Annotated in this window: 15 protein-coding genes; 7 read left to right on the top strand and 8 right to left on the bottom strand. The window is 64.3% G+C overall.

The features are described from left to right. Positions 1-71: 71 nt before the first annotated feature. A complete protein-coding gene (locus LAQ58_RS07190; protein ID WP_224449918.1) occupies positions 72-2,303 on the top strand; it encodes an AAA family ATPase in 2,232 nt (743 codons plus the stop codon). Positions 2,304-2,312: 9 nt separating this feature from the next. On the opposite strand, the gene LAQ58_RS07185 is transcribed toward LAQ58_RS07190, so the two are convergent. Further along, positions 2,313-3,116 (bottom strand): methyltransferase domain-containing protein, encoded by an 804-nt coding sequence (locus tag LAQ58_RS07185; RefSeq protein WP_224449917.1) that lies wholly within the window; start codon positions 3,114-3,116, stop codon positions 2,313-2,315. A gap of 122 nt (positions 3,117-3,238) precedes the next feature. Between LAQ58_RS07185 and LAQ58_RS07180 the strand changes: the two genes are divergently transcribed. After that, a complete protein-coding gene (locus tag LAQ58_RS07180) occupies positions 3,239-3,622 on the top strand; it encodes a DUF7522 family protein (RefSeq protein WP_224449916.1) in 384 nt (127 codons plus the stop codon). A gap of 167 nt (positions 3,623-3,789) precedes the next feature. Here the strand turns inward: LAQ58_RS07180 and LAQ58_RS07175 are convergent, their stop codons facing one another. From LAQ58_RS07175 to LAQ58_RS07160, 4 genes are read right to left on the bottom strand one after another with little or no spacing between them, the layout of a single operon-like run. Beyond that, positions 3,790-6,657: a DEAD/DEAH box helicase gene (locus LAQ58_RS07175; protein WP_224449915.1), complete on the bottom strand. Its 2,868-nt coding sequence runs from the start codon at positions 6,655-6,657 to the stop codon at positions 3,790-3,792. A 60-nt stretch (positions 6,658-6,717) separates the two neighbouring features. Further along, positions 6,718-7,500 (bottom strand): metallophosphoesterase, encoded by a 783-nt coding sequence (locus LAQ58_RS07170; protein ID WP_224449914.1) that lies wholly within the window; start codon positions 7,498-7,500, stop codon positions 6,718-6,720. Continuing rightward, positions 7,500-9,302: a hypothetical protein gene (locus LAQ58_RS07165; protein WP_224449913.1), complete on the bottom strand. Its 1,803-nt coding sequence runs from the start codon at positions 9,300-9,302 to the stop codon at positions 7,500-7,502. Before LAQ58_RS07165 ends, LAQ58_RS07170 begins: the two co-directional genes overlap by 1 nt. Next, a complete protein-coding gene (locus LAQ58_RS07160) occupies positions 9,299-10,606 on the bottom strand; it encodes a Single-stranded DNA binding protein (protein ID WP_224449912.1) in 1,308 nt (435 codons plus the stop codon). Before LAQ58_RS07160 ends, LAQ58_RS07165 begins: the two co-directional genes overlap by 4 nt. A 146-nt stretch (positions 10,607-10,752) precedes the next feature. Here LAQ58_RS07160 and LAQ58_RS07155 point away from each other — a divergent pair, with 146 nt between their 5' ends. Continuing rightward, entirely contained in the window at positions 10,753-11,124 is a 372-nt protein-coding gene (locus tag LAQ58_RS07155) for a DUF7510 family protein (RefSeq protein WP_224449911.1), read from the top strand. Positions 11,125-11,133: 9 nt separating this feature from the next. On the opposite strand, the gene LAQ58_RS07150 is transcribed toward LAQ58_RS07155, so the two are convergent. Next, complete coding sequence (locus tag LAQ58_RS07150) at positions 11,134-12,159, bottom strand: glycosyltransferase family 4 protein (RefSeq protein WP_224450138.1); 1,026 nt, start codon at positions 12,157-12,159, stop codon at positions 11,134-11,136. 145 nt (positions 12,160-12,304) lie between these two features. Here LAQ58_RS07150 and LAQ58_RS07145 point away from each other — a divergent pair, with 145 nt between their 5' ends. Further along, a complete protein-coding gene (locus tag LAQ58_RS07145) occupies positions 12,305-12,967 on the top strand; it encodes a 2,5-diamino-6-(ribosylamino)-4(3H)-pyrimidinone 5'-phosphate reductase (protein WP_224449910.1) in 663 nt (220 codons plus the stop codon). Between the two features lie 156 nt (positions 12,968-13,123). After that, the gene (gene trxA / locus LAQ58_RS07140) at positions 13,124-13,462 is read left to right on the top strand and encodes a thioredoxin (protein WP_224449909.1); all 339 of its coding nucleotides are present in this window, start codon (positions 13,124-13,126) and stop codon (positions 13,460-13,462) included. Between the two features lie 16 nt (positions 13,463-13,478). Here the strand turns inward: trxA and LAQ58_RS07135 are convergent, their stop codons facing one another. Together LAQ58_RS07135 and LAQ58_RS07130 are read right to left on the bottom strand one after the other, a co-directional pair. After that, positions 13,479-14,276, bottom strand: coding sequence for an inositol monophosphatase family protein (locus LAQ58_RS07135; RefSeq protein ID WP_224449908.1), 798 nt, complete (start codon positions 14,274-14,276; stop codon positions 13,479-13,481). Positions 14,277-14,549: 273 nt separating this feature from the next. Further along, complete coding sequence (locus LAQ58_RS07130; RefSeq protein WP_224449907.1) at positions 14,550-14,855, bottom strand: NifU family protein; 306 nt, start codon at positions 14,853-14,855, stop codon at positions 14,550-14,552. An 841-nt stretch (positions 14,856-15,696) separates the two neighbouring features. On the opposite strand from LAQ58_RS07130, the gene LAQ58_RS07125 reads away from it, so the two are divergent. Next, positions 15,697-16,422: a ribosome assembly factor SBDS gene (locus tag LAQ58_RS07125; protein WP_224449906.1), complete on the top strand. Its 726-nt coding sequence runs from the start codon at positions 15,697-15,699 to the stop codon at positions 16,420-16,422. A 71-nt stretch (positions 16,423-16,493) separates the two neighbouring features. Beyond that, positions 16,494-17,486, top strand: a complete 993-nt coding sequence (locus LAQ58_RS07120; RefSeq protein ID WP_224449905.1) for a DUF7972 family membrane protein — start codon at positions 16,494-16,496, stop codon at positions 17,484-17,486. Positions 17,487-17,494 lie beyond the last annotated feature (8 nt).

The following is a 17,494-nucleotide window of genomic DNA, read 5'->3' as shown; positions in this document are numbered from 1 at the left end:
ACTTCCGCAGCAACGCCGTCGCCGGCCGCCCGTGAGGAAGCGTAAAGAGCCGTCACTGCAAAGGCGGTGACATGAGCGACGACTCGGGCGTCGAACTCACGGTCCGCGCCGCCGAGAAGCGCGACGCCGGCCGTGGCATCGCCCGCCTCCCCGACTCCGCTCGACGCACGCTCGGCGTTCTCAGCGGCGACACCGTCGTCATCGAAGGCGAACGCGAGACGGTCGCGAAAGTGTGGCCCGCCGGACCGACCGCCCCCGCCGGAACCGTCCAGGTCGACGCCGACACTCGGACCAACGCCGGCGCGAAAGTCGGCGAGAGCGTTCGGGTGCGAAAAGTTCCTGTCGAGACGGCCCGCTCCGTGACCATCATCGTCTCCGCGAGCGTCGGCACCGACGACGAAGACCTCCTCCGGCGCATTCTCAAGCGCGCGCTGCTGGACCGCCCCCTGCTGCAAGGCGAGCAGGTCCACATCGAACAGCTCGGCGACGCGCCGTTCGTCGTGAGCGAAACGACCCCCGACGGGACCGTCCGCATCGCCGACTCCACGACGGTTCGTGTCGACGTCGAGAAGGGCGACGGCAGCGGAAGCCGAGTGTACAGTCCCTCCGAGCGAGACGGAGGGCAGACGGCCGGCGGCGACACAAGTGAAAACACTGGTGCCGGTGTCGGCACGAGTGCCGGTTCCGGTCCCGGTCCCGCCAAACCGGCGACGGGAATCAACTACGAAGATATCGGCGGGCTCGACGAGGAACTCGAACTCGTCCGCGAGATGATCGAACTGCCCCTGTCGGAACCGGAGGTGTTCACTCGACTCGGCGTCGAACCGCCGAAGGGCGTCCTCCTGTACGGGCCGCCGGGAACGGGCAAGACGCTCATCGCGAAAGCCGTCGCCAACGAGGTGGACGCGCACTTCGTCACCATCTCCGGGCCGGAGATCATGTCGAAGTACAAGGGCGAGTCCGAGGAGCGCCTCCGCGAGACGTTCGAGGAGGCCCGCGACAACTCCCCGGCAATCGTCTTCTTCGACGAAATTGACTCCATCGCCCCCAAGCGCGACGAGGGCGGCGACGTGGAGGACCGCATTGTCGGCCAACTGCTCTCGCTGATGGACGGTCTCGAAGCCAGAGGCGAAGTCATCGTCATCGGCGCGACCAACCGCGTCGACGATTTGGACCCCGCGCTTCGCCGCGGCGGGCGCTTCGACCGCGAGATCGAAATCGGCGTCCCCGGCGAGGCGGGACGGCGCGAGATTCTTGACGTCCACACGCGGAACATGCCGCTGGCCGACGACGTGGACCTCGACCGCATCGCGTCGCGGACCCACGGCTTCGTCGGCGCGGACCTCGAATCGCTCGGCAAGGAGGCGGCGATGACCGCGCTGCGTCGCTCGCGAGAGGGGACGGAGCCGATTGCACTCGAGGAACTCGAAATCACCCGCGCGGACTTCGAGGGCGCGATGGCCGCCGTCGACCCGAGCGCGATGCGCGAGTACGTCGCCGAGACGCCGACGACGACGTTCGAGAACGTCGGCGGTCTCGACGAGGCAAAGGACGTGCTCGAACGCGCGGTGACGTGGCCGCTGACGTACGCTCCGCTGTTCGAGGCCGCGAACACCGCGCCGCCGTCGGGCGTCCTCCTGTACGGGCCGCCGGGAACGGGCAAGACGCTGCTGGCGCGGGCTATCGCGGGCGAGAGCGGCGTCAACTTCATCCACGTCGCTGGGCCAGAGTTGCTGGATAGGTACGTCGGCGAGAGCGAGAAATCCGTTCGTGAGGTGTTCGAGCGGGCGAGACAGGCCGCCCCGGCCATCGTCTTCTTCGACGAGATAGATGCCATCGCGGGCGACCGAGACATGGCCGGCGGCGACTCCGGCGTCGGCGAGCGCGTCGTCTCGCAACTGCTGACCGAACTCGACCGCCTCAGCGACAACCCCAACCTGGTCGTCCTGTCGGCAACGAACCGCCGCGACTCGCTGGACCCGGCGCTACTCCGACCGGGGCGACTAGAGTCGCACGTCGAGGTGCCCGCACCCGACGAGGTGGGTCGCCGAGCGATTCTCGACGTACACGTCCGCGACAAACCGCTCGACGGCGAAATCGACCTCGACGACGTCGTCTCGCGGATGGACGGCTTCACCGGCGCGGATATCGCGGCGGTCTGTCGCGAGGCGACACTCTTGGCCATCCGTGATGTGGCCGAGCGCTACGACGGGCCGGAGGCGAACGAACACACCGGCGAAGTGCTCGTCACGCAGGAGCACTTCGACGCGGCGCTGGAGACGGTCGAACCGACGCTCGGGTGAGCGTCTGGGTCATCTCCTCTTTTCGAGAACCGCCCTGTAGTAGGCCTCGTCGATGTCTCTGAGAACTCCGGCGACGCGCCACCGCGTCCCGACGGTCGCATCGACGAGTCGCTCCGAGGAGAACAGCAGAAACGAGAGCGTCCGACCGACTTCTCGCACGGTCTCGTCACCGCGATCGTTTTCGCTCCTGTGGTACTCGACGTGGAACGCCCGACGCGCGACGCCGCGCCGGGGGTCCGGTCGATGACCGAAGAACGACTCCGAGTCGAGGCGGGTCGGGTCGTAGTTGTCGACGACGGCGACGCCCGACTCGTCGGTGACGGTCGCGAGGTCTGAGAGGAAGGCGCGGACGCCCGCGAACGACCCCGCAAGACCGAGTTGCGTCCCGTTGAGAAGCACGGACCGAAAGCGGTTCCGCGGGAAGTCGAGCGCGAACATGTCCGTCACGCGAACGTCGTCGACGCCGCCGTCGCGGGCGGCTTCGACCGCCCCCGGACTCACGTCGACGGCGACGACTTCCCGATCGTCCTGTAGGTACAGTGCGTGTTGGCCCGCGCCGCAACCAAGGTCGAGAACCGGACCGTCGAGCGAGTCGAGAAGCGACTTCCAGCTATTGGACCAGTCTGCGGGTGACGAGAAGTAGTGTTCCTCGATGCGGCCGTCCGTTCGCGCCGCACCGTCGACGTAACGACAGACGCCTCGGAGGCCGCCCCGACGGTAGTCGAGCATCGCGTGTCCGAGCGGGTCTGCTTCGACTGACGGGGCGTCGCTCTCTACCGATTTACTTCCGTGTCTCGAATCGTGTTCCGTCACAGTCCGTCACATGCTCACAGTTGTAATAACTCTGTAACGAGACTCGGTATCGACTCGCGAGGGCGTTTCTGAGGAGTTGCGTCCGCCGTCGCTTATTTGTGAGTGGCTCTCACAGAGGAGGTATGAGTGAGGGCTTGCTCACGGAGAAAGCACAAGACAGACTCGCGACGACGTGTCGAACCGCCGTCGGCGACAGCCTCCGATCGGTCACCTACTTCAGCCGATTCGACTACGAGCAAGTGTATCTCCGCAGCGACTTGCAGCAGGACGCCGACCTAAGTTCGTTCATCGGCAACGAGTGGCACGATTTCAAGACGACGCAGGACGCCTACCACAACTCGGAGTTGGGCGAGTACCGCTACACGATTCGCGTCTTCGACAACGGCTTTCTCGTCCGCATCACCACCGAGGACACCGGAGTGTTCGTCACCACCGACGGCATCACGATGAAGGACTTCCAGTCACTCGCGGCGGCCGTCGAACCCGTTCTCGAAGACTGGTCCTGAGGCGGCTACGCGGCCTCCAGCCACGGTTGCCGCGGTCTGGTCCCGTTCGACCAGTTCGCGAGCCTGAAAAGTAACTAATATTTCTTGAACGGGCAACTACTCTACCGTGCTAGATAGTGGCACGAACACGCGAGACGAGCAACAAAAACCCGAGTCGGAGTCTGAGGTCAGTCCCAGAACGACTGCGTCCGGGCGTACTGACGCTCTTGGGCGAGGATATCCCGGTAAAAATCGTCCTCGTCCTCGCGGAGTTTCGCGATGATGCGTGCGGCGTTGTGCGGGCCGACGCCGCGGGCGGCCATCGCGACGACGGCGCGCTTGCCGTGACTCTGGACGAGACTCGCCGACCGGTACGCCCGCCGCGTCATCTTCTCCTGTTCGTCGTCTTTGTCGTTCGAGCGAACCGCTTTCACGACTTCGTCGGCCCACGGGTTCAGCGAGGCGATGCGCGTCGACCCGCAGTCTGGACACTCCGGTCGCTCGGCGACGCGTCGGACCTTCGTCTTCCGCTGCCACTCGGTACAGTGCAGACAGAAGAGGATGACGCGGTCGTTTCGGATGCGCTCTCGAATCGCTTCGATGACGCTCGCGTCGGCGTTCTCGGGGACGAGGAACTCCCGGCCGCTCGACCGCCCGGCGACGCCAACGGGCGTGCGCTCGCGGGCGACGGCGAGTTCGATCTCGCCCGATTCGATTCGGCGGAGCACCTCGGTCGCGCCTGGAACGTCTAAATCCCGGTGGAACACCTCTCTGACCGCTTCGTCGTAGACGGATGTGTCTTCGAGCGCCGCCAGGAGCCGATCGGCGCCGAAGCGGTTGTTCCCTTGGTATCGTTTGAGCGCGCCGAACTTCGCGGCGACCTGCGCGAGCGTGAACTTGAGCGCGTCCGAGTTCTTCAGCGCGAGTTCTAACAGCGCCTCAACGTGGTCGGGGTCCGTCGACTCCAGCACCTCGACGAACTCCGGCGCCCGAACTTTCGGCGGTACCTCGAACTCGATGCGGTACGGGCTGACCTCCATGCCGACCGACGACCCGGTTCGCTGGCCGACGAGCGCCGACAGCAGTCGTCCGAGCGTCTCGTTGACCTGGTGGCCGAAGCAGGCGTTGACGACGACGCTCCGACCCTGTCCCTCAACGACGATTCGGTCGGCCGTCGGCAGCGGTTCGCCCGTCTCAGCGTGGCGGTCGAGCAGCGTCAGCGCCTCCGTCATAGTGCGTTCGTCGGTCGGGTAGCGGGCGAGGAACTCTCGGGCGACCGACTCGACCGAGGCCCCCGACTCGAACTGCGGCCCGGCGACGCCGCGCATCTCGCCGACCTCCCGAGCGACGGCCATCGGCACCGGAATCTCGCGGCCGGTCCACGAGGGAACTTCGCCTGCCGGATTCTCGATGGGCGCGACGTTCACCCGCGCCTCCTCGTCGTCGATGTCGTTGATTCGCCACATCTCGCCACGCTGGATGAACACCTCGCCGGGTTGCGCGAAGTTGACGACGAACCGCTCGTCGAGCGTCCCGATCTGCTTTCGAGAGCTCATGTCGTGGACCTCGTACGTCTCCTGGTCGGGGATCATCGAGAGGTTCGCGTAGAAGTACTGCCACGTGCCCCCCGACTTCTCCAGCAGGTCCTTCTCCTCGTCGACCCAGAGCAGGCGGTTGCCCGAGAGTTCGCGGACGACCTGTCGGAACTGCTCTTCCTCCAACTCGCGAAACGGGTACGCCCGGCGGACGAGTTCGTACGCGCCGCGGGCGCTCACCTCGCCGGTGTCCATCACGATTCCGACGATTTGGTTCGCCAGCACGTCGAGACTGCCGTGGTGGATCTCGGCGGGTTCGACGTCGCCGTCGACGGCGCGGCGGGCGATGGCCAGCGCCTCGAAGGTGTCGTCGGGGTCGTTCGTGACGATAGTGCCACGGGAGACGGCGTCTCGGCGGTGTCCCGCCCGGCCGACGCGCTGGAGCAGGCGGGCGACTTCGCGCGGACTGCCGTACTGGACGACGTGGTCGACGCGGCCCACGTCGATGCCGAGTTCCATCGACGACGTGCAGATGAGGCCGTCGATGTCGCCAGCTTTGAACCGGTCTTCGATGTCGATTCTGGCCTCTTTCGAGAGCGACCCGTGGTGGACGCCAACGTTCTCGCCGAGCGCGTTGAATCGGGAACCGAGCGCTTCGGCAGTCTGGCGCGTGTTGACGAAGACGAGCGTCGACTCGTGGTCGCGGACTAAATCCCGAATCGTCCGGACGTGGCTCGCGATTTCGGCGTCGGTTGCGAGTTTTCCCGCGAGGCGCTCGTCCTCGGGCGTCACCTCGGGGTGCGTCACCGTGAACTCGACTTTGCTCCCGACGTCGACTTCGACGATCTCGAAGTCGCGGTCGCCGGGGTCCGCCGCCGGGCCGACGCCGACGAGGAACTTCGCGACCTCCTCGGGGGAGCCGACGGTCGCCGAGAGACCGATTCGCTGGAACGGTCCCGCCACCTCCCGGAGTCGTTCGAGACCGACGGTGAGTTGCGCGCCGCGCTTCGAGGAGGCGAGTTCGTGAACCTCGTCGACGACGACGTGCTCAACGTCCGACAACGCCTTCCTGAGCTTCTTCCCCGTCAGCATGGCTTGCAGCGTCTCGGGCGTCGTCACCAGCACGTCCGGCGGGTTATCGGCCTGTTTTCCGCGCTGGTACTGCGTCGTGTCGCCGTGGCGGACCTGGATGTCGAGGTCCAGCGTCTCTCCCCACCAGTCGAGGCGCTCGCGCATGTCGCGGTTGAGCGCCCGAAGCGGCGTGATGTACAGCGCGGAGATGCCGAACGGTTTCTCGTCGCGCTCGACGATCGAATCGAACACCGGGAGCATCGCCGTCTCGGTCTTGCCAGTCCCGGTGGGCGCGATGACGAGCGCGTTCTTTCCGGCGGCCAGCGGCGGAAGCGCCCGACGCTGCGGCTCAGTGGGCGTGGTGAAGCCGCGTTCGGAGAGGGCCTCACGCACGGTGTCGCCGAGTGCGGTGAAGGCCCGAACTCCGGTCGCGGCCTCCGACTCAGACATTGACCAGATTAGCGGTGCGAGGGGGTTAAGGCCTGCGCTTGTGGAGGAATCCGGCCTCGCTCACACCGACCGATAGTCGCCTAACCGCGTTCCATCGAGCAGATACAACTCACCCGACGCCAACCCCTCCGGCAGAAACGGCGAGAGGAACTCCTGTCCCTCGACGTTCACCCACGTCCCGCCCGACCTGTCGTTGAACACCGGGAAGACGACGAGTTCCGGGTCGGCCCAGTCGAACGTCGCGGAGTTGTCAACATCAACGCCGAACTGTTCGGCGAACACCTCACAGCAGAGCGGACCGCGGAGCCACGCCGGTTCGACGCGGCTTCCGCCGACCGAATCCTGCAGTTTCACGGTGACGTGTTCGTGGCCCATGCAGATGGTTTCAGCGCCCAGTACCTCCCGATTCGGCCACGTGTGGCCGTGAAGGAATCCGACGTTCCCCATCCGCGCCCCGTCGCCGGGCGTCGCGTCGATCCGCTCGGCGAACGCGTCGGCGACGCCGCCGTCGTGGTTCCCGGTAACGAGCGTCAGCGGCACGCCGCGTGAATCGAGCGCGTCGAACAGCGCTTCCAGTTCCTCGCGTTCGTCGCCCTTCGGGTCGCCGATTCGGTGGCCGATGTCGCCGAGGACGACGACCCGGTCGGCGTCGGTCCGGTCGAGGAGCGACAGCAGTCGGTCGCGGCGGGCGTCGGCGTTGCTCGCGAGTTCGACGCCGCGCTCGTAGCGGAGTCCGGCCTCGATGCCGGCGTGGAAGTCGGCGACGACGAGCGCCCGTTCGTCGCCGAGGTCGGCGGTCGCCGCCGGTTCGCCCGGCACGGGTTCGACCGCGGGTCGCGCCATTAGATGGCTTTCAGCTTCCCGTCGGCGGGTTCGTAACACTGCCCGCTCATCAGCGCGTCCTGAATTGCGTCCTCGACGTTGCCGGGGTCGGCGCCGTACTCGTCGACGACGGCGGCGACGACTTTCTCGCGGTCCGCGCCGTCGCCGTCGTCGAGGTCCGACATGGCGTCGACGGCAGCGGCTTTGAGGTCCGCCTCGTCCATCGGTTCGCTCGACTCGTCGTCTGGTTCGTCGCCCTGAGTAGCGTCTGCGGCGTCTGTGGCTTCGGCGTCTGCGGTGTCGACATCTTCGGTCTCCGGATCGGTTGCCTCGGCCGGTTCGGCGGCAACGGTCTCGGTCGACTCCGCGCTGTCGTCGACGACCGAGTCAGTCGTCTCGGCGGTAGTCGTCTCTGGGTCGGCCGGTTCGTCCGACGCCTCGGCGGAGTCGTCGTCCATCGGGACATCGATGTCCGCGTCGCCGGGGTCTTCGACCTCTGCGCCGCTCGTGAACTCCGTGCCGAACTCCTCCTCGACCTCCTGGCGCTCGTCCTCGTCGAGTTCGTACATCCCGTCGTCGAAGTCGTCGAGACCGCCATCTCCCGGTTCGTCTGCGTCTTCGGTCGACGTCTCCGCCGTTCCGGCGGGCCCGGAGGCGTCGTCTGTCGCCTCGTCGAAATCGCCGAGTGTATCGGTGTCGCTCGTTCCGGTGTCGCTCACCTCGGAGTCGAGGACTGTCTCGGCCGAAACATCTTCAGTTTCCGTCTCGGTCTCCGTCTCCTGCCTGTCCGGGGCGACCGCTTCGGCGGGTTCTGCGGCGGTGTCGGACGCTGATTCGTCGGCGTCGACCATCGACTCGGTCGACGCCGCAGCGGTCGACTCCTCGGCGACGGGTTCGGTATCGGAGCCGGTTTCGGTGCTGGCGTCGGTGCCGGTATCGGCGCCGGTGGTCGCTTCGAGGGTCTCTGCGGATTCGGCCTCGGCTTCCTCGGTTTCGGTAACCTCGGGAGTTTCGACGCCCTCCTCGGCTTCGACCTCGTCGGTCTCGTCGACCGCAGGCTCGGCGGCGTCAGTCTCGACGGCCGAGAGGTCGGGACGCTCGACGCCCGCCGGAAGCGGACCGAGTTCCGTCGCCTCGCCCTCCGCGGGACCGACGGTCAGCGGTCGAACCTCGTCGCGGTCGCCCGCGACGACCTCTAGCGCGTCGACGGCCAGTTGGCGGACGGCTTCGAGGTACGCCGTCGTCGTTCCGTAGTGATCGATAGCGCGCGGGATGCCCGCGGCGAGCGTCTCGTCGACGCCGGCGGCGAGCAGCACGCGTTCGAGGTCGTCGCCGCGTCGGTCGTCGGTGAGCGCGGCGTCGAACGCGGCGACGCGGCGCAGCGTCGCCTCGGCGGTCGAGACGACCCAGCGGTCGCGCGTGTCGGCGTCGACGGCGTTGACACTCTCGGGACGGACGGACGTGAACACCCGGTCGGAGTCCTCCGGTTCGAAGGTGCGCGCCTTGCCGGTCAGTGCGACGAACTCGGGCGGCGTCGTCCGGTCGATAAACGCCATCGCCTCCGGTTGGTACTGTCCGGCGTAGGTGACGAACGCGCCCGTGGGATCGGCGACGCGTCCGCGGAGCACGTCCTCGTTGACCTGCTCGACTTCGGTCATCACGCCGACGGCGAACAGGCGGTTGACCCGCGCGCCGGTGGGCGTGACGACGTAGTTCGGCGCGCGCTCCTCGTCGCTCTCGGAGTACGACATCGAGGCGTCGTCGTACTCGGCGGCGAACAGGCGGTAGGCGACCTCGCGGCGCCCCGGGGCGTCGGCGCTCATCGCGCCACCTCCTCGTCGTCGGCCGACGAGTTCGCGGTCGAGAGGTCCGCGAGCAGCGTCCGGGCGCGCTCGGCCGGGTCGTCGTCGGTCGCCTCGAACTCGCTGGCGTCGAGGTTCGCGCCGTACTCGTCGACCGAGAGGTTCCCGCGGACGCGATGTTCGAGGCCGACGAGCTTCTCTCGGATGTCGTCGGCGACGACCTCCTTGTCCATCGCGTCTCGGGCTGCCTGTTTCGCGTCCTCGATACTGCCGCCGTACACCTCGCTCGTCGCCTCGGCGTCGAGGACGACGGTGACAGTGTCGGTGCCGTCGTCGAGAATCGCCTTCACACGGAGGTCGTCCTCGCCGTCGACGTTGCCGTGACTGCGGCACTGGCCGTTCTGGACGACGCGGCCGCACTCCGGACAGCGTTCGATGAGGCCGGAGCCGTCGCGGACGGCGATGACGTTGCCGACGAGTTCGACGTCGAACATGCCGCCGGCGTCGACGGCTTCGTCGATGGGCAGGCGGGGGGCGGCGTCTCTGACTTCGACCGAGTCGGCCAGTTCGGTGACGGTGGTGAACTCCGAGAGGTTCACGGAGGGGACGCCGCGGAACTCGCGGATGTACACGTCCTCGATGCGGAGGCTCGCGCCTTCGACGACCTCCTCGCGGGGGTTCCAGTCGGTGAACGGGAGTCGGGCGGTCTGGTCGGCGAGGACGCCCGAGAGAATCTCGGTCTCGCCGTCACGGCCGTCGATAGTCCGGTTCTCGACTTCGAGCACTCGGACTTCGACGTTGCGGCCGCGGTCTCCCGGTTCGAGCGCCAGGAGGGTGGCGTCGCCGCCGACGTCGTAGTCGGTCTCGACCGTCTCCGACGCCACCGCAACGCTGCTACTCTCGCCGAGGTTCAGTTCGGGTTTGCCGTCCCACTCGCGGACGTTCGCGTTGCCGATTGTGATACTGTCGCCCGCCTCGAACCCGAAGTCGGTCCACGCCGTGTACGAGATTTTGCCGGACTCGTCGGCGAGTTCGCCCTCGCGAATCGTCTGGTTCTCGCCCTGATAGCGGATCGAGCGGGTTCCAACGGTGAGCACCTTCGCGGTGACGGTGACGCTCCCGTCCTCGGGGGTGACATCGGCGACGTTCTTGGAGGTCGGCGTCGCGCCGCCCCCGCCGCTTCCGCCGTACTTCCGGCGAACGCTCTGTTTGGCTTCCTCGATGGGGACGCTGTACTGTAGCAGGTTCTCCAAGTCGCGTGTGACCTCCTCTTTGTCGACGCCGAGAGCGGAGGCGAGCTCCTCGGCATGGTCGTCTACTTGCATCGGACGGGGTTTCGACCCGCTGTGTTAAAAAGCGTTGCACGCGCGGGCGCGAGAGAGGTGCGTGCCGCGACGAACGAATCGACGCACTCCACGAACGACCCGGCACGCGGACAAACGTCTAAGTAACGTCGCTGAGAGTGTTGGGCATGGACAAATTCACCTTCGAGACGAAGATCGACGAAGACGGCGACACGACGATAGACGTGGTCGGTAACAGAGCCATCGCCGTTGTCGTCCGGTCGGCCTCCGGCGAGCGCATCTACCTGCCGCCCGAGGGGTTCGACCGACAGCGGCAAGACGACAGCCCGTATCAGTCGCGCGATAGCCCGTACCAGAGCTCCGGCGACAGTCCGTATCAGAGCAGCGCCGACAGCGATAGCCCCTATCAGAGCAGCGCCGACAGTCCGTACCAGCGGAGCAGCGCGCCGAAGAAGAAGGGCGTCTCGTTAACCACCGACGGGCTGCGGATTAGGCATCCCGAACCCGTCACGCACGTCGAACTCTATCGCGGCGACTGAACGCGGTTTCTACGCTATCTTTCGGTAGTAGTCGGACGTCTCCTCGACGACCTCGTCCCAGCCGCGACGCTCGTATTGCGGGGGTTCGTCGCGCGAGAGCGCCTCCTCGATGCCCTCGGCGATGGAGTCCGAGTCCGGTTCGACCTCGACGAGGCAGTCGTCGGGGAGGATTTCGGCGACGCCGCACTCGGTGGCGACGACGTGCGTCCCCACCTCCAGCGCCTCGGTGATGGTGATGCCGAACGGTTCGGCGAGCGACGGCGAGACGAACACGTCTGCGGAGGCGTAGTAGTCGCCGAGCGCCTCCTCGGGCACGTAGCCGGCGAATATCACCTGATCTTCGACGCCGAGCAGTTCGGCGAACCGCTTCAGTTGGTCGGTCAGGTGGCCCTTCCCGCCGATGACGAGCGTCACTTCGGAGTCGCGGAGCTTCTTGATGGCGTACAGCAGGTGTGCGATGCCCTTCTGGTCGGTGTGTCGACCGACGTACAACAGCATCGGGCCGTCGATTCCCAACTCTTCCTTGTAGTCGCGCCCGGTCGTCTCCGGCGTCGAGAAGCCGTTGTGGATGACCGTCGACTCGCCGCCGTACTCCTCTTTCAGGTTGCGTGCGAGGAGGTGGCTCACCGACAACAGGTGGTCGGAACGGTCGGTGACGCGGCGTTCGGTCTCGAGTTCGCGCTGCGGCGGGTCGATGTTGCGGTCCGACGAGAGCGAATGGAACGTCGTGACCCACGTCACGTCGGCCTGTTGTTTCGCGCGCGACGCCGGGCCGTAACCGAACCAGTCGTGCGTGTGGACGACGTCGAACTCGGGCGCGCGTTCGGCGAACCGTTTGCTGATACGACCGATTCGCGTGACGATGTCGCCGTCGCCGGTCGGCACGCCGACGATGTTCTCGCGGCCTTCGGGCGCGTACTCCGCCGGGAGCATCAGTTCGGCTTCGATATCCGTCTCTTCGAGACCGTCGAACAGCGCGCCGACGTGCGTGTCCAGACCGCCCGCGACGTTCGGTGGGAAGCCCCAACCCAGCATGAGAACGCGTGGTGGCATTGTCCACGATTCTCGGAGACAACACTTAGTGTTTTGCTGAAACCCCCTGTCGACGTTCCAACGGGTTCGAGCAAACGCCGACACGAGCATCGAAAGGAGCATCCCGTCCGCCAACGAGTCGCGTGACATGCACGTTGTGGTCAACGCGGCGACGAGTGTCGACGGCAAACTCTCCTCGCGACGACGCGAACAGGTCGTCATCAGCGGCGAGGACGATTTCGACCGCGTCGACCGACTCCGCACGGACAGCGACGCTGTGATGGTCGGCGTTGGAACAGTGCTCGCCGACGACCCGCACCTCACGCTCGACGCCGAACGCAGACGGACCGCGCGGCGTAAGGAGGGGCGCGCCGAGAATCCGGCCCGCGTCGTCGCCGACTCCCGCGCGCGCACGCCGCTCGACGCTCGAATCCTCGACGACGAGGCCGACACCTACCTGCTCGTCTCCGAGTCCGCACCCGCGGACCGCCTGGACGCCCTGCGCGCTCGCAGCGCGAACGTCATCGTCGCCGGAGACGAACGAGTCGACGTTTCGGCAGCGTTCGAGGCGCTCGAACGGGAGGGTGTGGCCCGACTAATGGTCGAAGGTGGCGGCGAACTCATCTTCTCACTGTTCGAGGAAGCACTCGTCGACGAACTCTCCGTCTACGTCGGGTCGAAGATAATTGGCGGCCGCGACGCCCCGACGCTCGCCGACGGCGAAGGGTTCGTCGATGAGTTTCCTGCGCTCGCGCTCGAGGAGATGGAACGAGTCGACGACGGCGTGCTGCTGCGATACTCCGTACCGTGAGTGCTCTGTACGTGCCCTGTGAACGTCTGTTTCTCTGTCGTGTGAACGTTTGGTACTCCGTCTGTGAGCGCTTGCTACAGTGGCTCACGACGGTATTGCAGGAGTCGAGACACACTGCTCAACGCTTATCAGCGACGAACGACTAACTCGAAGTACATGAGCACTCCAAAGAATGCGGAACAACCAGTGTACGTCGAAGACGAATCCCACCTCGAATCGCTCGTCGCGGAGAACGACGTCGTCGTCGTCGACTACTACGCCGACTGGTGCGGTCCGTGTAAGATGCTCGAACCGACGCTCGAAGAACTGGCCGCCGAGACGGACGCCGTCGTCGCGAAACTCGATATCGACGAGCACCAGCAACTCGCCCAGTCCGCGGGCGTGCGGAGCGTTCCGACGCTGGAGTTCTACGCGAACGGCGAGGCCGCCGAGCGAGTCGTCGGCGTCCAGGAGAAGTCGGCGCTCGAATCGCTGATTTCGCAGCTTTCGTCCTAAACGAATACTCGCGCTTCTACGTCCGCTCGAACGTCCCGAACGCCGCGACGAGTTCGTCGTGCGCGGTACCGTTCGAAGCCACCAACCCCTCGGAGTCGTGTCGCCACCGCTCGCCGGTCAGGTCGGTCACCCTCCCTCCCGCTCGGCGAATGAGATACACCCCTGCAATCGTATCCCACGGGGAGAGATCGACCGTCGACACGGCGGCGTCCAACTCGCCGCTCGCGACCATCGACAGCGTCGTCTGTCCGCTTCCGACCCGGCGCAAGTCGCCGAACTCTGTGATTATCGTCCGCGAGACGCGAGCGAGCGCCTGGCGCTCCGCTTGGCTCAAGCCGAACACGGGGTCGATGGTGAACGTCTCCGGTGCGGTAGTGTCACTGACGCGAACCGAGTCGTCGTTTCGCTGCGCGCCTTGAGAGGTCGCGACGTATCTGTCGTCGATCGCCGGGAGGTAGTTCGCCGCGGCCACCGGCTCGCCGTCTTCGACGAGTGCGATGCTCGTCGCCCACCGTCTGTTGCCGGCGATGTAGTTGTTCGTCCCGTCGATGGGGTCGATGACCCACGCGATGCCGTTCTCGGGGACATGCTTCGCCGCGTCGTCCTCCTCGCCGACGATGTCGTCCTCAGGGAATCGTTCGGCGATTCGGTCGACGATACGTCGTTGCACCGCTCGGTCGACTGCCGTGACGACGTCCATTGGACCGGCTTTCGTCTCGACGGAGAGCTCCTGTCGGAACGAATCGAGCGCTAGTTCGCCGCCTTCGTGCGCGACGTCGACCACCAGTCGTTGACGCGCTTCGAGGTCGTCCATAGTCTTCCCTCGAAAGCGACACTGAAAGCGTTACGCGATTTTACGGAACGTGACGCGGTGACCGGAGCGACTGCCGTGTTCGTCGGACAATTTCGACGCCGCGGACTCGCTCGCGGTAAGATGCTCGGTTCGGCAATTGCGACAGACGACGTGGTACGTCTGTTTGTTCATCTTGGACGCGAAAACGAAACAACGGGATATAGTTATCCGTCTCTTTTCCGAGTTCTGGGTGACCCTGTGGCCACAGTGCTGATAGATTACCGGCACTCCCGTTCAGAACGGAACGTCGGAGAAATCGTCGTCCGGAGTCGTCTCGAACCCACCCATTCCCGTGGAGGCGTGAACGGCGTTGATCTCGTCGAACTCGGACACCATCCGACTCTTCAGCGCTTGGACGGTCATCGGCGAGATGCCGCACCCCGAGCAGGCACCGCCGAGGGCGACCCACACTTCGCCGGTCTCCTCGTCGATAGCTTCGATGGCGGCGCTGCCGCCGTGCATCTGAATCTGCGGGAAGTTGCGCATCATGAACAGTTCGATGCGATCTTCGAGGCTCTTTTCGGCGTCAACAGTGCTCATGCCGAGAGAGAAGTGGTGGGGAGATATAGCGTTTCGTACCTCGTTCTTGAAGCCAGATGTTCAGAAATCGATGTAGTCAGACATACTTAAGTAGGCGTTTCAACACAAGGGTGGACCACTTTGAAAGAGTGTACATAGAACAGAGATGAAGATATTATATACAAAAAGCGTAGAAAGTAATAGTGCGGTTAATACTATGATTAGATAACCACCATCAGCCTGTGCTTTTTTCATCATCGAAAACCCATCGAAGCAGTAGGATACGAATGATTTCCAATATACTTCTCACTATAATTCATTCTTTGTTTATTATAGGCGAAAATCGTGATTAGACCCGAAACAAGAAGTAAGGCTACTCGCATCCCAAGATTGGAGAGAATCACTAAGCCTGCTGTATGTGCTATTGTATAAGCCAATACACCAAGGAATCGAAGGAACATGAACGCACCAATAATACTCCCTATCATGAGGAGCAACTTGGCGTCTTGATAGCTCTGAAGTGCATCGAATGTAAACGGACCCTGAGACTGGTAATATTGCAATTCTACGAGAACCTGTTTAAACGGGTTACCCAATCCTTTCCAGAGGCCTCAAAAGAAAGCCCCACAGTACAGTGTGCCACTGATGAATGCCCTCTATTTCTTTGATATTCATATACTGACACTATTTCAAGATACTTAATAATATTTTATATTCTTCTGTTATCGTCTGGAATTTGACTTACTCCGTAAGAAATTGTCGCATAATCCGTACAAACACGATATTCATCGTTTTCCAGAACACCGCTATTGAAACCAATTGTCGGGGAGTCCTTTTAACCCCGGAGGGAGTATCCCGTGGTATGATTTCGCTTGACGACGCCGTGACGGCCCGACTCGAATCCCACGGTGCGCGCTTCGAGGTACTCATCGACCCCGACGCCGCACTCGCGATGAAACGCGGCGAGTTCGACGGCGAACTGGAGGAGGTCATCGCCGCTGAGGACGTCTTCGAGGACGCCTCTCGCGGCGATAGACCCGCCGAGGAGGACCTCGAGAAGGTCTTCGGGACAACCGACCCGATGGAGATAATTCCCGAGGTCGTCGAACGCGGCGAGATTCAGATTACCGCCGAACAACGCCGCGAGATGCAGGAGCAGAAGCGACGCCAACTCATCAACCGCATCGCGCGCAACGCGGTCAACCCGCAGATGGACGACGCGCCGCACCCGCCCGAACGCATCGAGCGCGCGCTCGAAGAGGCCGGATTCCGCGTCGACCCGATGGAACCCGTCGAGACGCAGGTCGACGACGCGCTCGAAGCGCTTCGACCAGTGATTCCGATTCGCTTTGCCGAGGTGACTATCGCGGTCAACATTCCCGCACAGTACGCCGGGAGCGCACAGGCGCGCGTCCGGCAGTTCGGCGACTTAGAGCGCGAGGAGTGGCAGAACGACGGGTCGTGGGTCGGCGTGATGACGTTCCCTGCCGGGATGCAGAACGATTTCTACGACCTCGTCAACGAACACACCAGCGGCGAAGCCGAGACGCGGATAATCAAAGACAAAGACGACCTGAAGACGAGATAGGAGCGTCGAATCTCCCTTCAGCCGTCTGATTTCACCCCAACTTGTTTCGTCTACTTCGTAGTACTCCCGGTATGAGCTTTGCAGATGAAAGGTCGGGAGCTGGCGATACGCCGATCAGCAACCGAGTGATTCGGTATCTGTTCTTGGACGCGAATCGGACGGCGATTGCTTTCGCGCTGTGGCTCCTCGCGTTCGGTCTCATCTACGGACTCGGTCTCGCCGGTATCATCGGGGTCAGCAAAAGTAGCCCTGTCAGCGCGCTGCTTCGAGCCGTCGTCTCGGGACTGTTCACGATGGTCACGGTCGTCATCACCATCAACCAACTCATCCTCTCTAGGGTGTTCGGGGAGCCCGGCGACCTCCTCGATCGCATGAACGAGTCCATAGAGTTCCGTGAGGATATCGCGGACCGGACGGGCGTCACCGAACTGCCGACCGATCCCGGAGCGTTTCTCCGAATTGTCGCCAAGGCAGTCCGAAACCGAAGCGAGGCCCTTACCGACGCTATGTCGGCGGAAACGGACGAGGCGACGGTCAAAGACGTGGAGCGATACGTCGAACGCGTTCGGCCGCTCGTCGACCACATCGTCGACGAACTCGGCGACGACCCGGATACGTACGCCGTGCTCTCGACGGTATTGTTCCACGACTTCTCGGAGACCATCGCGGCTGGTCACGACATCCAGCGGAAACACCGAGAGATGCTCCCGGAGGAGGCGAACAAAGCGCTGAGTGACCTCGTCGAACTGTTCAAGAGCATCAGTGTCATGCGACAGTACCTGAAGACGCTGTACATCCAGCAGGAACTGTCTCGCGTGTCGCGGCAAGTGCTATATCTCGGATTTCCGGCGCTAGTCGTCCTCGGCATCGCACTACTGGTGTACGCCCGCGCCAGCGGCACGATCGTCTCAGGGAACCGACTGCTACTGCTCGTCACGTTCGCGTTCTCGGCGTCGCTCGCCCCGCTCGCCGTCCTTCTGTCGTACGTGACTCGGTTCGCGACTATCGCTCGCCAGAGTACGTCGGTCGGTCCGTTCGTGCCCAAAGAAGAAGCGATCGACTGAGTCCTGAA

This window comes from Haloprofundus salilacus (assembly GCF_020150815.1).
GTDB lineage: Archaea > Halobacteriota > Halobacteria > Halobacteriales > Haloferacaceae > Haloprofundus > Haloprofundus salilacus.
This window is presented reverse-complemented; position numbering and strand designations above follow the sequence as displayed.

Coding starts and splice junctions, on each gene's coding strand:
- LAQ58_RS07180 (WP_224449916.1), top strand. CDS start 3,239: ATGAGTGAGGGCTTGCTCACGGAGAAAGCACAAGACAGACTCGCGACG.
- LAQ58_RS07150 (WP_224450138.1), bottom strand. CDS start 12,159: ATGCTGGGTTGGGGCTTCCCACCGAACGTCGCGGGCGGTCTGGACACG.
- trxA (WP_224449909.1), top strand. CDS start 13,124: ATGAGCACTCCAAAGAATGCGGAACAACCAGTGTACGTCGAAGACGAA.
- LAQ58_RS07145 (WP_224449910.1), top strand. CDS start 12,305: ATGCACGTTGTGGTCAACGCGGCGACGAGTGTCGACGGCAAACTCTCC.
- LAQ58_RS07130 (WP_224449907.1), bottom strand. CDS start 14,855: ATGAGCACTGTTGACGCCGAAAAGAGCCTCGAAGATCGCATCGAACTG.
- LAQ58_RS07135 (WP_224449908.1), bottom strand. CDS start 14,276: ATGGACGACCTCGAAGCGCGTCAACGACTGGTGGTCGACGTCGCGCAC.
- LAQ58_RS07155 (WP_224449911.1), top strand. CDS start 10,753: ATGGACAAATTCACCTTCGAGACGAAGATCGACGAAGACGGCGACACG.
- LAQ58_RS07170 (WP_224449914.1), bottom strand. CDS start 7,500: ATGGCGCGACCCGCGGTCGAACCCGTGCCGGGCGAACCGGCGGCGACC.
- LAQ58_RS07165 (WP_224449913.1), bottom strand. CDS start 9,302: ATGAGCGCCGACGCCCCGGGGCGCCGCGAGGTCGCCTACCGCCTGTTC.
- LAQ58_RS07175 (WP_224449915.1), bottom strand. CDS start 6,657: ATGTCTGAGTCGGAGGCCGCGACCGGAGTTCGGGCCTTCACCGCACTC.
- LAQ58_RS07190 (WP_224449918.1), top strand. CDS start 72: ATGAGCGACGACTCGGGCGTCGAACTCACGGTCCGCGCCGCCGAGAAG.
- LAQ58_RS07120 (WP_224449905.1), top strand. CDS start 16,494: ATGAGCTTTGCAGATGAAAGGTCGGGAGCTGGCGATACGCCGATCAGC.
- LAQ58_RS07160 (WP_224449912.1), bottom strand. CDS start 10,606: ATGCAAGTAGACGACCATGCCGAGGAGCTCGCCTCCGCTCTCGGCGTC.
- LAQ58_RS07125 (WP_224449906.1), top strand. CDS start 15,697: ATGATTTCGCTTGACGACGCCGTGACGGCCCGACTCGAATCCCACGGT.